This is a genomic window from Rhodoplanes elegans, from assembly GCF_016653355.1.
GTDB classification, from domain to species: Bacteria; Pseudomonadota; Alphaproteobacteria; order Rhizobiales; family Xanthobacteraceae; genus Rhodoplanes; species Rhodoplanes elegans.
In genome coordinates, this window is sequence record NZ_NHSK01000257.1 from 1 (window position 1) to 15,619 (window position 15,619).

At 72.0% G+C, this 15,619-nt stretch carries 12 protein-coding genes; 9 read left to right on the forward strand and 3 right to left on the reverse strand.

Annotation, left to right across the window (positions count from 1 at the left end):
• The 8 genes from CCR97_RS27660 to CCR97_RS27695 all read left to right on the forward strand — a co-directional run.
• A partial coding sequence (locus CCR97_RS27660; RefSeq protein ID WP_201160074.1) for a baseplate multidomain protein megatron occupies nt 1-3,584 on the forward strand: 3,584 nt, incomplete at its 5' end.
• A gap of 27 nt (nt 3,585-3,611) precedes the next feature.
• A complete protein-coding gene (locus tag CCR97_RS27665) occupies nt 3,612-5,087 on the forward strand; it encodes a DUF2793 domain-containing protein (RefSeq protein WP_201160075.1) in 1,476 nt (491 codons plus the stop codon).
• 39 nt (nt 5,088-5,126) lie between these two features.
• Nucleotides 5,127-6,026, forward strand: a complete 900-nt coding sequence (locus CCR97_RS27670; protein ID WP_201160076.1) for a hypothetical protein — start codon at nt 5,127-5,129, stop codon at nt 6,024-6,026.
• Between the two features lies 1 nt (nt 6,027).
• Nucleotides 6,028-6,642 carry a 3TM-type holin gene (locus CCR97_RS27675; protein WP_201160077.1) on the forward strand — a complete coding sequence of 205 codons (615 nt, stop codon included), beginning with the start codon at nt 6,028-6,030 and terminating at the stop codon, nt 6,640-6,642.
• Between the two features lie 195 nt (nt 6,643-6,837).
• Nucleotides 6,838-7,362, forward strand: coding sequence for a PepSY domain-containing protein (locus CCR97_RS27680; RefSeq protein WP_201160078.1), 525 nt, complete (start codon nt 6,838-6,840; stop codon nt 7,360-7,362).
• Nucleotides 7,363-7,512: 150 nt separating this feature from the next.
• Nucleotides 7,513-8,187 carry a response regulator transcription factor gene (locus CCR97_RS27685; protein ID WP_111360335.1) on the forward strand — a complete coding sequence of 225 codons (675 nt, stop codon included), beginning with the start codon at nt 7,513-7,515 and terminating at the stop codon, nt 8,185-8,187.
• A 148-nt stretch (nt 8,188-8,335) separates the two neighbouring features.
• On the forward strand, nt 8,336-9,712 hold the full coding sequence (locus tag CCR97_RS27690; protein WP_111360333.1) for a sensor histidine kinase: 1,377 nt from the start codon (nt 8,336-8,338) through the stop codon (nt 9,710-9,712).
• A gap of 249 nt (nt 9,713-9,961) precedes the next feature.
• Nucleotides 9,962-10,852, forward strand: coding sequence for a polysaccharide deacetylase family protein (locus CCR97_RS27695; protein WP_111358355.1), 891 nt, complete (start codon nt 9,962-9,964; stop codon nt 10,850-10,852).
• 176 nt (nt 10,853-11,028) lie between these two features.
• Here the strand turns inward: CCR97_RS27695 and CCR97_RS27700 are convergent, their stop codons facing one another.
• Nucleotides 11,029-12,000, reverse strand: coding sequence for a PDR/VanB family oxidoreductase (locus CCR97_RS27700; RefSeq protein ID WP_111358356.1), 972 nt, complete (start codon nt 11,998-12,000; stop codon nt 11,029-11,031).
• 4 nt (nt 12,001-12,004) lie between these two features.
• Nucleotides 12,005-13,111 carry an aromatic ring-hydroxylating dioxygenase subunit alpha gene (locus tag CCR97_RS27705; RefSeq protein WP_111358357.1) on the reverse strand — a complete coding sequence of 369 codons (1,107 nt, stop codon included), beginning with the start codon at nt 13,109-13,111 and terminating at the stop codon, nt 12,005-12,007.
• Between the two features lie 332 nt (nt 13,112-13,443).
• Between CCR97_RS27705 and CCR97_RS27710 the strand changes: the two genes are divergently transcribed.
• Nucleotides 13,444-14,013 (forward strand): TIGR00645 family protein, encoded by a 570-nt coding sequence (locus CCR97_RS27710; RefSeq protein ID WP_111358358.1) that lies wholly within the window; start codon nt 13,444-13,446, stop codon nt 14,011-14,013.
• 122 nt (nt 14,014-14,135) lie between these two features.
• On the opposite strand, the gene CCR97_RS27715 is transcribed toward CCR97_RS27710, so the two are convergent.
• Nucleotides 14,136-15,619: MFS transporter (locus CCR97_RS27715; RefSeq protein WP_201160079.1), on the reverse strand; the 1,484-nt coding region annotated here is incomplete at its 5' end.

Here is a 15,619-nt window from a genome sequence, read left to right on the forward strand (position 1 = left end):
GCGGCAAGAGCATCGGCGCGTCCGGCGGCGGCGGCACGACGACCACCACGACGACGACCTACAGTTATTATGCGAACTTCGCGGTCGGCCTGTGCGAGGGACTGATCGGGCGTGTCGGCCGCGTCTGGGCGGACGGCGAGGTGCTCGACCTCGGGACCGTCACGATGCGGGTCCATCGCGGCGACGAGGGACAGCCGGCCGATCCGCTGATCGTCGCGCGGCAGGGCGGGGCCGGCACGCCGGCCTATCGTGGGCTCGCCTATGTGGTGTTCGAGCGGCTACCGCTCGCGCCCTACGGCAATCGCATCCCGCAGCTCGCCTTCGAGCTGATGCGGCCGGTCGGCGCGCTCGAGCGCATGGTGCGGGCCGTCACGCTGATCCCGGGCACCACCGAGTTCGGCTACGCGCCGTCGACCGTGGTGCAGCTCCTCGGGCCCGGCCGCACCGGCGCCGAGAACCGTCACGTCCCGGTCGCCGGTGCCGATGTCGAGGCGGCGCTCGACGATCTGCAGGCGACGTGCCCGAACCTCTCCGAGGTCGCGGTCGTGGTGGCCTGGTTCGGCACCGACCTGCGCGCCGCGAGCTGCGAGATCCGCCCCGGCGTCGACTCCGCCGTCAAGCAGACGCATCCGCTCGTCTGGTCGGTCGCCGGGGTCGATCGTGCGAGCGCGCACCTCGTCTCGCTGGTCGCCGGGCGACCGGCCTATGGCGGCACGCCGTCCGACGACGCGGTGCGCGACCTGATCGCCGCGCTGAAGGTGCGCGGCCTGAAGGTGACGCTCTATCCGTTCGTGATGATGGACGTGCCGGCCGGCAGCGGCCGCCCCGATCCGTGGACCGGCGCGTCGTCGCAGCCGGCCTATCCGTGGCGCGGCCGCATCACCTGCGATCCGGCGCCGGGGCGACCCGGCTCGCCGGACGGCACCAGTGCCGCGCAGGGCCAGATCGACGCCTTCTTCGGGACCGGCGATCCGAACGCCTGGCGCTATCGTCGCATGGTGCTGCACTACGCCTCGCTCGCCGCCGCGGCCGGCGGCGTCGACGGCTTCCTGATCGGCTCCGAGTTGATCGGGCTGACGCGAGTGCGCAGCGCCTCCGGCGTCTACCCGGCCGTGAACGCGCTCGTCGCGCTCGCCGCCGACGTGAAGGCGATGCTCGGCGCCGGCACGGCCGTCACCTACGGGGCCGACTGGACCGAGTACGGCGCCCACGTGGTCGATGCGGCGGCGACCGAGGTGCGCTTTCCGCTCGATCCGCTGTGGGCGTCGCCGGCCATCGACGCGATCGGCATCGACTATTATGCGCCGCTCGCCGACTGGCGCGACACCGCCGGCCATCTCGACCGCGCGGTCGCCGACGACATTCACGACCGCGCGTATCTGGCCGCCAATCTGCGCCGCGGCGAGGCCTTCGACTGGTACTACGCGAGCGCCACCGATCGCACGGCGCAGGCCCGCTCGCCAATCACCGACGGCCTCGGCGAGCCCTGGATGTTCCGTCAGAAGGATCTTTGGAGCTTCTGGTCCAATCCTCATCACGAGCGCGTCGGCGGCGTGCGGCTGCCGACCGCGACCGCCTGGGTGCCGAAGTCGAAGCCGATCCGGCTGACCGAGGTCGGCTGCCCGGCGGTCGACAAGGGCGCCAACCAGCCGAGCGTGTTTCCCGATCCGAAATCCTCCGAGAGCGGCCTGCCGTGGTTCTCGACCGGACGCCGCGACGATCTGATTCAGCGTCGTCATCTCGAGGCGGTGCTGACGACGTTCGATCCGATCCATGGCGCGACGACCGTCGGCAACCCGATCTCGCCCGTCTATGGCGGCCGCATGGTCGATCCGGCGACCGTCACGCTGTGGACCTGGGACGCGCGGCCGTGGCCGCAGTTCCCGGCGGCGGCCGACGTGTGGAGCGACGGCCCGAACTGGGAGACCGGCCACTGGCTCACCGGCCGGCTCGGCGGCTGTCCGCTCGACGGGCTCCTGCACACGATGTTTGCCGACGCCGAGGTGACGGGCTGCGACCCGCGCCGGCTCGGCGACGGACCGGCCGGCTTCGTGATCGATCGGCCGATGATGCCGCGCGCCGCGATCGAGCCGCTCGCCGCCACCTTCGCGTTCGATGCGGTGGCGGACGGCCCGACCCTGGTGTTCCGTCCGCGCGGCGGGCCGCCGGTCGTCGAGCTCGGCGAGGACGATCTGGTCCAGCCGGAGGAGGGGGCGGCGACCCGGCTGGTGCGGGCGCAGGAAACCGAGCTGCCGGCCGCCGTCGCGCTCGGCTTCAGCGACGTCGACGCCGACTACCGCCGCGCCGCCGTGCCGTCGCGCCGGCTGGTCGGCGGCGCGCGTCGTCTCCTGCAGGCCGACCTCGCCGCCGTGATGGACCGGGCCGAGGCGGAGCGCCGCGCCGAGATCCGGCTCCAGGATCTGTGGGCGTCGCGTGAGACCGCGACCTTCGCGCTGCCGCCGTCGCGGCTCGCGCTGCTGCCTGGCGACGTCATCGGCCTCACGATCGCGGGCCGGCGGCGGCTGTTCGAGATCCGCGAGATCGTCGACGCGCAGAGCCGCACCGTGACGGCGCAGTCGATCGACCCGGAGGTGTTCGCGCTGCCGCTGGCGAGCCGCGCGCCGGCGGCGCCGGTGCTGCCCGATGCGGTCGGTCCCGCCGCGGTCGTGGCGCTCGATCTGCCGAGCCTGCCGGGCGATCCCGATACGGTGCTGGCCCGCATCGCCGTGTCGGCTTCGCCGTGGCCGGGCGCGCTCGCCGTGTGGCGCTCGTTCGACGGCGACGGCTTCGAGCAAATCGCCACCGCGACCGTTCCGGCCGTGATGGGCGAGACGCTCGATCCGGTGCCGGCCGGCCCGCCGTGGCGGATCGATCGGCACGGCGGCTTCCGGGTGCGGCTGGTGACCGGGGGGCTCGCGTCGATCACCGACGCGGCGCTGCTGGCGGGCGGCAACGCCGCCGTGCTGGTGGCGCCCGACGGCGGTTGCGAGGTGATCCAGTTCGGCGCCGCCGAGCTGGTCGCGGCGAGCACCTGGCGCGTGTCGCGGCTGCTGCGCGGCCAGGCCGGCAGCGAGCCCGCGATCCGCCCGCTCGCGGCCGGCGCGACCTTCGTCAAGCTCGACGACGTGCTGCGCACGGTCGCCCGCGGCACCGACATGATCGGCCGCACCATGACGCTGCGCATCGTCGCCGCGACCCGCTCCCACGACGACGCGAGCGCCGTCGTGCTCACGCTGACGCCGCAGCCGACCATGCTGCGGCCGCTCGCCCCGGTGCATGTCCGCGGCCGGCGGAGCGCCGCCGGCGTCACCATCACGTTCGTCCGCCGCACCCGCCGCGACGGCGACTCGTGGGACGTCGCCGAGGTGCCGCTCGGCGAGAGCGCCGAGGCCTGGGAGGTCGACATCCTGAACGGCGAGATGGTGGTGCGCACGCTCGCCGCGTCCGCGCCGACCGCGCTCTACGCGGCCGCCGACGAGCTCGCCGACTTCGGCAGCGCCCAGACGAGCCTCGCGGTGCGAGTCGTCCAACTCTCCGCCACGGTCGGCCGCGGCGTCGCCGCGACCGCCGTGCTCGCCGTCTGACCAATCCGAATCCACCCGGACATCGCCATGACCGAGACGCCCCATCTCGGGCTGCCGCTGATCGCGGCCGCCCAGGCTCAGAAGCACGTCACCCACAACGAGGCGTTGCACAGGCTCGACGCGCTGGTGATGCTCGCGGTCGTCGACCGCGATCTCGCGGCGCCGCCGGCGTCACCCGCCGCCGGCGCTCGTTATCTGGTCAAGGCGACCGGCAGCGGCGCCTTCGCCGGGCACGACGATGCGATCGCCCACTTCGTGGACGGCGGCTGGGAGTTTCATGACCCGGCGATCGGCTGGCTGTGCTGGATCGCCGACGAGGGCGTGCTGGTCGCCTGGACCGGCGCGGCCTGGCAGGCCGTCGGTGGCGGGGGTGGCGAAGGCGGCGGCGGGGGCGGCGAAGGTGAGATCGACGCGCTGCAGAATCTGACCCTGCTCGGCCTCGGCACCACGGCCGACGCGACCAATCCGCTCGCCGCCAAGCTGAACAACGCGCTGTGGACCGCCAAGTCCGTCGCCGAGGGTGGCAGCGGCGATCTCCGTTACAAGCTCTCCAAGGAGAGCGCCGCCAGGACGCTGTCGCTCCTGTTCCAGACCGCCTATGCGGGACGCGCCGAGATCGGGCTCGCGGGCGACGACGATCTGCGCGTCAAGGTGTCGCCGGACGGGACCACGTGGCTCGATGCGCTGGTCGTCGATCGCACGACCGGCGGCGTGGCCCTGCCGAACACGCGCCCGCCGTCGTTCCGCAATCGCATCGTCAACGGCGCCTTCGCCGTCAACCAGCGCGCCGTCTCCGGGACCGTGACGCTCGCGGCCGGCGCCTACGGTCACGACCGCTGGAAGGCGAGCGCGGGCGGCTGCACCTACACGTTCGCGACGACCGGCATCGACACCACGATCACGATCACCAGCGGCACGCTCTGTCAGGTGATCGAGGCCGCGCTGGTCGAGGGCGGGGTCTACACGGCGTCGTGGAGCGGCACCGCGCCGGCGCGCGTCTATCAGGGCGCCGCGTCCGGCGCCTATGCGGGCGGGCCGATCACCACGGCGGGGCTCGCGGCCGCGACCCAGACGACGATCGAGTTCGGCACCGGCACGCTGACCCGCGTGCAGCTCGAGCCCGGCGCGCTCGCCACGGCGTTCGAGCGGCGCGACGACGAGCTGCGGCGATGCTGGCGCACCTATTGGCGCTGGCAGCCGGGCGCGGCGTTCAAGTCGGTCGCCATCTTCTCGATCTATTCGAGCACCGAGGCCTACGGAAAGCTGTTCGATCTGCCGGTCGAGATGCTCGCCGTGCCGACCGTGTCGGTGTCGAGCCCGTCGCATTTCGAATGCTACGGCACCGCCGGGCAGACGCTCACCAGCATGCCGCTCGGCAGCACGACGCGGCGGACCATCGCCGGGTCGGTGTTCTTCGCGGCCTCGGCCGGAAACGCCGGCGTCGCCGCCATCATCAACACCACCAATGCGTCCGCCTGGATCGCCGCGAGCGCCGATCTGTAGCCGCGCCGCCGCCGTCGCCACGCGCCGAGGAGACCCGAGATGCCACCGACTCCCGAAACAACCGCTGCCGGCTATCGCGCCCTGTGGACGAAGGCCGCGATCGTGCCGGCCCGCCGCGACGACGCCGCGGCCGTCGCGGCCCGCATCCGCGCAGCGCAGGATCGTTACCTGCCGGTGGCGCGGGCGACCGGCGTGCCGTGGTGGATGATCGGCGCGCTGCACATGCGCGAGAGCAGCCTCAGCTTCGCCGGCCATCTGCACAACGGCGACAGCCTGAACGGCTACACGCGGCAGGTGCCGAAGGGGCGCCCGAAGGTCGGCCACGGGCCGCCCTTCGGCTGGACCGAGAGCGCGATCGACGCGCTCACGATGAAAGGGCTGCAGACCGTGACGGTCTGGTCGCTCGAGCGCGTGCTCTACGAGTGCGAGCGCTACAACGGCTGGGGCTATCTGGGGAAGGGGAACAGTCCCTATCTGTGGAGCTGGACGACCCTCTACGCGGGTGGAAAATACGTTCGTGATCACGTCTACGATCCGAACGCCGTCGACCGCCAGCCCGGCGTCGTCGCGATCTTCAAGGCGCTCGCCGCGGCCGGCGTCGTGATCACGAGCGGCCCGTCGCAGCCGGCGCCGCCGAAGGACGTGACCGACCGAGCGACGCGGCGGTCCCGCGCCGTGCGGAACGCGGGCGGTGGACTGGCCGCTGGTGGCGGCGCCGGTGAGACCGCGACGCAGACCGGCACCGTGCGGCCGGCCGACGCCGGGCCGGCCTTCCTGCATCCTGTTCTCACATGGTCGCTGATCGGCGTCGGTCTCGCGGTCGTCGTGGTCGCGGCCGCGATGATCGTACGCCGGACGGCGCTGATCGAGCGTGCCTGGACGGGCGACGTCGCGTCCCGGCTCGGTCGCGCCGTGCTGACGCTCACCCGGGAGGTCTGACATGGACTGGCGCGACATCGGCGGCCAGCTCGCGCGGGCGGGCGCCCCTATTCTCGGCAATGCGCTCGGCGGTCCGCTCGGCGGCCTGATCGGCCAGGCGATCGGCGGCGTCGTCGCCGACGCGCTCGGCACCGAGCCGACCGCGGAGGCGGTCGGCCGGGCGATCGAGACGACCCCGGCGCCGGAGCTGCGGGCGAAGCTCGCCGCGGCCGACGGCGAGGCGACGGCGCGCTGGCCGGCGCTCGCCGACATCGCCAGGGCCGAGGCCGAGCTGCAGGGTCGCGCGCTCGCCGAGACCAACGCGACCATGCGGGCCGAGGCGCTCGCCGGCGATCCGCTGCAGCGCTGGTGGCGGCCCGCCTATGCGTTCGAGCTGACGATCGAGTGCGCGGCGTTCTTCGCCGTGCTGATCTGGTCGCTCGGGCGCGGCGACGCCGGGCCGCTGAACGCCGCCACCAACGCGACCGGCCTCCTCACCCTCTACTGGGGCGCCCGCTTCGCCGTGCTCGGCGTCTACGTCAACGGGCGCACCCGCGAGAAGGAGGCGGCCACGACCGGCCAGCCGGCGCCGAGCGTCGTCGAGACGGTGGTCCGCGCCGTCCGGCGCCGCCGCTGAGCGGCCGGCCGCGCGATGCGGCCGGGCATTGAGAACCGCTGCGCCGTTCCTAGATTACGCCGGAGTGCCCCGTCCGAGCGCCGCCGGTCGGCTCTGTCGCCGTGCCGGCCGGGAGGCTACACTGCGGTGCTCCGGAGTCGCGGCGCGGTGCGGCGCGACGCGAGGATCGGCGGCGAGAATTCGGCGAGGCGAGGCATGAGGACGCGAGCACCGATGGTTGCGGTCGTCACGGCGGTCCTGTCCGCCGGCCTGGTCGCGTGGTCATTGCCCTGCATCGCCTCGGATCCCGAGCCGGGCTCCTTCGAGCCGCGTGCGGCCGAGCCGCGCGGGCCCGAGCCGGCCGCCGCCGAGACCAAGCCGGCGGCGCGGCCGCACGGGCTCGTGGTGCCGACCCGGACCGAGGGCGCCGCGGTGGGCAACGGCAACGGTGCCGTCACCGGCGCGACCGCCGCGACGGCGCCGGCCGGAGCGGCGGCCGCACCCGCCGGTCCGCGCTGTCTCACCCGGGCCGAGCAGCGCGCCCGCACGGCCGCCAAGCAGGTGGTGCCGCTCGCCAAGGCGGCGAGCGCCGTCAAGGCGCGCCACGGCGAGCTTCTGCGCGCCCGCCTATGCGAGCAGAACGGCCGTCTCGTCTACATGCTCACGGTGCTGCCGCGCGGCGGCAAGGTGGTGCGCGCCACCGTCGATGCCGGGACGGGAGCGCTGATCTCCGGACCGTGACCGCGACGGCTGCCGCTGCCGTCGATCGCGCCGGTGCGCACCGACGATGTTCCGAACCCCCGAGCCCCGTCCTTCCACCAAACCGAGCAACACGCTGCCGCCGCCGTCCGGCCCGCCCCCGCCGGCACCGGCATCCAGAGGACCGAGACCATGCGGCTCCTGGTCGTCGAGGACGATCCCGACCTCAATCGCCAGCTCGCCACCGCGCTGACCGACGCCGGCTACGTGGTGGACCGCGCCGCCGACGGCGAGGAGGGGCATTATCTCGGCGAGACCGAGCCCTACGACGCCATCATCCTCGACATCGGCCTGCCCAAGATGGACGGGCTCTCGGTGCTGGAGAGCTGGCGCCGCGCCGGCCGCGTGATGCCGGTGCTGATGCTCACCGCGCGCGACCGCTGGAGCGACAAGGTGCAGGCCTTCGACGCCGGCGCCGACGACTACGTGGCGAAGCCGTTCCATCTGGAGGAGGTGCTGGCCCGTATCCGGGCGCTGCTGCGCCGCTCGGTCGGCCACGCCAAGTCCGAGTTCCTGTGCGGACCGGTGCGGCTCGATTCTCGCACGGGGCGGGTGACCGTGGACGGCGCGCCCGTAAAACTCACCTCGCACGAGTACCGGCTGCTCTCCTATCTGATGCACCATTCGGGGCGCGTGGTGTCGCGCACCGAGCTGGTCGAGCATCTCTACGATCAGGACTTCGACCGCGACTCCAACACCATCGAGGTGTTCGTCGGCCGCATCCGCAAGAAGCTCGGCGTCGATGTGATCCAGACGGTGCGCGGCCTCGGCTATCTGCTCACGCCGCCCGAGGAGAGCCGGTCGTGACATCTGTCATCAAGCGGGGCATGACGATCAGCCCGTCATGGCCGGGCTCGTCCCGGCCATCCACGTCTTCACGCGGCCTGCGGTCGCGCCGTGGATGCCCGGCACAAGGCCGGGCATGACGACGCCGGGGTACGGGGATCCGAACTAGATGCGCGCCAACTCGCTCGCGCTGCGCCTCTTCCTCTCGGCCACGGCGTGGACCGTGATCATCCTGCTCGCCACCGGCATCAGCCTGTCGTCGCTGTATCGCCAGGCCGTGGAGCGCTCGTTCGACCGCCGACTCGGCGTCTATCTGCGCACCCTGGTGGCCGAGGTGGCGGCGCCCGAGGAGGGGTCCGACCGCGGGCCGCTGTCGCTCGGCGAGCCGCTGTTCGAGCTGCCGCTGTCGGGCTGGTATTGGCAGATCACCCGGCTCGGCGCGCAAAAGCCCGAGACCCGCTCGTCGCGCTCGCTGTGGGACCAGACCCTCCCGCATCTCTCCGAAAGCCTGCCGCCCGGGCCGGACGGCAGCCGGCGCTCCTACGTGCCGGGCCCCGAGGACCAGCGGCTGCGGCTGGTCGAGCGGACCGTCGATCTCGGCGACGAGGGCCGCTTCCTCGTCTCGGTCGCCGGCGATCCGCAGGAGATCGACGAGGAGACGCGCTCCTTCGACAACGCCCTCGCCATCACGTTCGTGATGCTGGCCGCGGTGCTGCTGCTGATCACGATGTTCCAGGTGCGGTTCGGCCTCGCGCCGCTGAAGCGCATCTCCGAGAGCCTCGCCGCGATCCGGGCCGGCCGCAGCGAGCGGCTGGAGGGCGAGTTTCCGGACGAGATCGAGCCGCTGGCGCGCGAGACCAACGCGCTGATCGAGGCCAACCGGGAGATCGTCGAGCGCGCCCGCACCCATGTCGGCAATCTCGCCCATGCGCTGAAGACGCCGTTGTCCGTGGTCGTCAACGAGGCGGCGACGCGCGGCGACGACGATCCGCTCGCTAGAAAAGTGCGCGAGCAGGCGGCGATCATGCGCGACCAGGTGGCCCGCCATCTCGAGCGGGCGCGGCTGTCGGCCCGCCTCACCGTGGTCGGCACCGTCACCGAGGTGAAGCCGGTCGTCACGGCGCTCGCCCGCACCATGGAGAAGCTGCATCACGACCGCGGCCTCGTCATCGACGCCGACGTGCCGGAGACGCTGCGCTTCGTCGGCGAGCGGCAGGACCTCGAGGAGATGGTCGGCAACCTGGTCGACAATGCCTGCAAATGGGCGCAGGGGCGCGTCGCGATCGAGGCGCTGCCGGCGCCGTCGCCCGACCGGCGCGCCGGCGCCGGCCTGCGCATCGTCGTCGACGACGACGGGCCGGGCCTCTCTGAGGCCGAGCGCGAGCAGGTCGCGCGGCGCGGCAAGCGGCTCGACGAGACCAAGCCGGGCTCCGGCCTCGGCCTGTCGATCGTCACCGAGCTCGCCGGCCTCTACGGCGGCAAGCTTACATTATCGGCGGCCCCGATCGGCGGCCTGCGCGCCGAGCTTCTGTTGCCGGCCGGGTGAGCAGGCGACCGCCCGTCATTCCGGGGCGCACCGAAGGTGCGAACCCGGAATCCAGCGACTTGCTCCGAATCCGTAGGTGGATTCCGGGTTCGCCGCTGCGCGGCGCCCCGGAATGACGGTGTGGCCGTGTGACCCGCCATCCCTGCATCGCTTCGATGCGGCGGCGTGCGGCCTCGCCGGCGCCGCGGCCTGCTAGGCTGCGCCTTTCGCCTCGTCGCCCGCAAGAAAAGAAACACGGAGAGACGCGCCATGAGCGAGACCCTCGGCCACAGCCTGCGCGGCCGCATTCCCTATCAACCGATCCATCGGCGGCCCGCCTTGAAGCTGCCCGGCGGCGCCCGGGTCGCCGTGTGGACGATCGTCAATGTCGAGAACTGGCTCACCGAAGGAGCGATGCCGCGCGCCGTGCTGCCGCCGCCGATGGGGCAGCCGCTGTTGCCGGACGTGCCCAATTGGGCCTGGCACGAGTACGGCAACCGGGTCGGCTTCTGGCGCTTCCTCGACGCGCTCGAGGCGCGCCGCCTGAAGGCGACCTTCGCGGTCAACGGCATCGCCTGCGAGACCTATCCGGAGATCTGTGCGGCGGCGCGGGACGCCGGCTGGGACTTCATGGGGCACGGCTTCGTGCAGCGTCCGATGCACAAGCTCGACGACCAGCGCGCCGCCATCCGCAAGACCGTCGAGACCATCAAGGCCTTCACCGGCAAGCCGCCGCGCGGCTGGGAGAGCCCCGGCCTCACCGAGACCGACGAGACGATCGACATTCTCGCCGAGGAGGGGATCGAGTACGTCGCCGACTGGGTGCTGGACGACCAGCCGGTGCCGATCGCGACGCGGTCCGGACGGGTGGTGTCGGTGCCCTACACGGTCGAGGTCAACGACGTCGTGATCAGCGCCGTGCAGCAGCAGCCCTCCGACGAGATCCTTCGCCGCGGCCGTGATCAGTTCGACCGGCTCTATCAGGAGGGCGCGACGACGCCGCGCGTGATGGCGATCGCCATCCACCCCTACCTCACCGGCGTGCCGCACCGGATCAAGTATCTCGAGGCGCTCTACGACTACATCCTCGGCCACGGCAATGTGGTGATGTGGACGGGGGCGGAGATTCTCGACTGGTACAAGACCCAGGTGCCGGCGTAGCGGATGCGCGGACGCTGCCCTTCCTCCGCTCATGCCCGCGCAGGCGGGCATCCAGGGCCACACGGCGTGTCGCCCCTGGGTCCCCGCCTTCGCGGGGACGAGCGGAATTCGGGGCTAATCAAACGCTCTCGTCAACGCTTGAATGCGCGTCGCACTCGTCCGCGATACGCCGGCCCTCACTCCTGCCGGTCGGCCGTGTCGATGGTGATGCGGCCGCCGGCGACGCGGGAGACGCAGGTGCAGAGCTTGGCGTTCGACGCCTTCTCGGCGTCGCTGAAGAACACGTCGCGGTGGTCGACCGTGCCGTCGACCGCGAGGATCGGCAGGGCGCACAGGCCGCACTCGCCCTTGCGGCAGTCGGAGATCATGGCGACGCCGGCCGCCTCCAGCGCGTCGAGCATGGTGCGGTTCGCCGGCACGACGATTTCCTTGCCGAGCCGCGGGATCGCGACCGTGAACGGCACGGTCGGGAAGCGGCCGCTGCAGCCGAAGGTCTCGAAGCGCAGGTTCTCGGGCCGCCGGCCGCTCGCCTGCCAGGCGTGCTTGGCTGCCTCCAGCATGCCGATCGGGCCGCAGACATAGAGTTCGCCGTCGGGCGCGAGCCCGGCGATCGCGGCGGCGAGGTCGACCCGGCCGCCGGTCTCGCTGGTGATCACGGTCAGCCGCTCGCCGAGCGCCTCGCGCAGCTCGTCGACGAGGGCGAGGTCGGCGGCGCGCCGCGCCGCGTAGACGAGCCGCATCCGTGCGCCGGCGCGGGCGAGCGCGGTCGCCATCGTGTAGATCGGCGTGATGCCGATGCCGCCGGCGACGAGCAGATAATCGGGCCGGCCGGTGCCGAGCGGGAAGGTGTCGTGTGGCCCGGTGAAGGAGAGGCGCGCGCCGGGCGCGAGCGTCCACATGTAAGCCGAGCCGCCGCGCGACTGCGGCAAAAGCTTCACGGCGATCCGGTAGAGGCCGTCCGCACACGCCCCGACGATCGAGTAGGAACGGGTGTCCGGGCGCTCTTCGATCCGCACCGTCAGGTCGAGATGGCTGCCGGGCGGCGGCGGCGTGAAGATCGCCGGCTCGATCTCGAACAGCCGGATGTCGGGCGTGAGGTCGCGGGTGGCGCGCAGGACGCCGGTCTGCTGGTCGGTTCGCGCGAGCATGACGTCACTCCGCCGCCTGGCTCGGGACCGCCCGCGGGCCGGCCTGCTCGGCGTCGAGCATGCGGTCGATGAGCTGACGGGCCCACAGGGCGCCGGCGTCGATGTTGAGATTGTAGAACGGCATGCGCGGATTGCGGTCGATCGCCTTCTGCTGCGCCTCGAGCACCACGTGGTCCTGGTCGTAGACGCCCTTGCCGTCGTTGACGTGGCCCTTCTGGATCGCCCGCGTCAGCTCGTGATCGTCGCGGCGGAAGTTGCGCACGAAGTTCCAGTGATAGTGGCAGCTCGTCTCGGTCTCCGGCGTGATCGCCGCGAGGAAGCAACCGTTGACGCCCTGCGAGCGATCCCCCTCGCGCGCGCCGGTGCCGGTCGGCGCCACGCCGACGTCGCCGGCGATCACCGAGGGCGCCTGGAAGTGGATGATCTGCCAGCGGTCGACATTGCCGGGCTTGCCGAGCAGCTTGGCCCAGAACGGCGGCGCCTCGATGTCGATCATCCAGCGCGTCACGGTCGCGCGACGGTCCGAATGGGTGACGTCGAACGGGCTCTCCAGGATGGCGTCGTGGCCGATGCTGCCGGCATGCACATAGGTCTCGTGCGTCAGGTCCATCAGATTGTCGATGACCAGCCGGTAGTCGCATTTCAGCGAATAGAAGGTGCCGCCCTCGCCGACCCAGTCGGTGCCGTCGTTCCAGTGGAAGTCGGGAATCGTCGCCGGATCGGCGAGCGCCGGGTCGCCCGGCCACACCCACACCAGCCGGTGGCGCTCGGCGACCGGATAGGCGTGCACGCAGGCCGACGGATTGATGGTCTTCTGTGCCGGCATGAAGGTGCAGCGGCCGTCGCCGTCGAAGACGAGGCCGTGATAGCCGCACACCACCTGGTCGCCGTCGAGGCGGCCGAGCGAGAGCGGCAGCAGCCGGTGCCAGCAGGCGTCCTCCAGCGCGGCGACGCGGCCGTCGGAGCGACGGTACAGCACCATGTCCTTGCCGCAGACGGTGCGGGCCGACAGCGCGCGGCCGATCTCGTGGGTCCAGGCGGCGGCGTACCAGGCATTGAGCGGGAACGGGCGACGGGGCGCGGCGGCGCCGGGGGTGGCGTGTGTCGTCATCGGGCGTTTCCTGGTGGTGTTCGTTGTTTGGACTAATGCTAGGCGGCGGGGCACGGCCGAGGCCAGAGGAAAGATGCCCACGATTCCGGTGGGACCGCCCGGGCGGCCCAACAAGGCCTTGCGAGATCGGAGAAGGTGGGCAGTCGCCCACTGCGACCGCCTGTCGCAGCGCGGATCGCAAGCCGCGGTCGAAGCGGTGTTTCGGCGTCATGTCACCGACGATTTGGTCTGCTGGATGGTGCGCGGCGGTGGACCGGAGGGCCGCCCCGGTCGTATCACCCGCCGATTCCCATGACCCACTGCCTTGCCAAGGCTTCAGCGAGACCCTCCGGATGACCGAGACGACCCCGCACCCTTCGAAGCCGCTGCCGAAGGCGCTGCGCCCCCTGCCGATGCTGATCTTCAGCTCGCGCTGGCTGCAGCTGCCGCTCTATGTGGGCCTGATCGTCGCCCAGGGCGTCTACGTGGTGCTGTTCCTCAAGGAGCTGTGGCACCTCGTCACCCACTCGTTCGACTTCAGCGAGCTGCAGATCATGCTGGTGGTGCTCGGCCTGATCGACGTGGTGATGATCTCGAACCTGCTCATCATGGTGATCGTCGGCGGCTACGAGACCTTCGTGTCGCGGCTCGGCCTCGAGGGCCATCCGGACCAGCCGGAATGGCTCTCACACGTCAATGCGAGCGTGCTGAAGATCAAGCTCGCGATGGCGATCATCGGCATCTCGTCGATCCACCTGCTGCGCACCTTCATCGAGGCCGGTGCGCTCGACTCCGGGCGCGGCACCCTCACCGCGACGGGCGTGATGTGGCAGACCATCATCCACTGCGTCTTCATCCTGTCGGCGATCGGCATCGCCTGGGTGGACCGCCTGAGCCAGCCGCCGAACGGCGTGCATCATTAGCCCCAGTCATTCCGGGGCGCGGCGAAGCCGCGAACCCGGAATCCAGCGGCGGATTCCGCGGTCGGGGTTGGATTCCGGGTTCGGCGCTGCGCGCCGCCCCGGAATGACGAGCTCGGCGACTATCAGATCCGCCGCAGCGGGTTGGTCAGCGCGAGCGCGAGGCCGCCGAGCGTGAAGCCGGCGATGCCGAGGAAGACCACCCGGAAGGCGTCGCGGATGTCGCCCTGCACGGCGGCGAGCCGCTCGGGCGGCAGGCTCGCGGCGGCGTCGCGGCCGCGCTGCGCCAGCCCGGAGAAGACCGCCAGCGCCTCCGGATTGTGGAGCGCCAGCCAGCCGAACAGCAGCGTCGCGATCACGGCGGTGCCGAGCCCGGCCCCGATCGAGCGCGAGAACTGCACGGAGCCCGCCGCCTCGCCGAGCCGGCCGGGTCCGGCGGCGCTCTGCACCGTCACCTGCACGACCGCCATCACGGTGCCCATGCAGGCGCCGTTCCAGAACATCATGCCGCCGAGCGCCGTGATCGACAGGTCGTTGGCGAAGATCGCCAGCACGACCAGATTGACGGCGGCGAGCCCGAGACCGATCGAGGGGAACACGGTGGTGTAGCCGGTGCTCGCCATCAGCCGGCCGGTGAGCAGCGAACCGGTGCCGATCCCGATGGTGAGCGGCACCAGCACGAGACCCATGGTCGACGGCGAGGCGCCGCGCACGACGCCGAGATAGACCGGCAGGAAGGTGATCAGCGAGACCAGCGCGCCACCGTGGAAGGCCGCCATCGCGTCGGCGCGCCAGATCGCAGGCTGCTTGAGCAGACCGAGCGGGATCAGCGGCGAGGGCGTGCGGCGCTCTTGCAGGATCAGCAGCACGAGGCTGAGCGCCGCCGCGGCGAGCAGCGCCGCGGCGAACGGCAGGGCCGAGAAGTTCGCCCGCTGCACCTGCTCGAGCGACAACAGCGTCGTCGTCACGAAGGCGGCGAACAGGATCAGCCCGAGCGGATCGGACGCCCACGCAGTCCGCTCGACCTTGCGGACCGGCAGGCGCAGCACGAGCCCCATCGCCAGCACGGCGATCGGCAGGTTGACCAGGAAGATCGAGCGCCAGCCGAAATGCTCGGTGAGGACGCCGCCGACCACCGGGCCGAACGAGTTCGCCGTGACGGCGACGCCGGCGAGCCAACCCTGATAGCGGGCGCGCTCGCGCGGCGGCACCGCCTCGCCGACCAGCGCCTGCGACAGCGTCATCAGCCCGCCGCCGCCGAGCCCCTGCAGGACGCGGGCGAGCGCCAGCGTCTCGATGGTCGGCGCGGCGGCGCACAGGAGCGACGTGACCAGGAACACGCCGAGCGCCACCAGCAGGAGCCGGCGCCGGCCGAAGGCGTCGCCGAGCCGCCCGTACACGGGCGCCGCGACCGTGGCGGCGATCAGATAGGCGATCACCACCCAGGGCGCGCGCTCGATCTGCCCGGTCGAGGCGGCGATCGCCGGCAGGGCGGTCGCCACGATCGTCTGATCGACCACGGCCAGGAACATCGGCAGCATGATCGACGGGAAGATCAGCTTGAACGGGGTGCCGGCGGGCGTCGGCGCGGCCGGCTGAGGGGCGGACG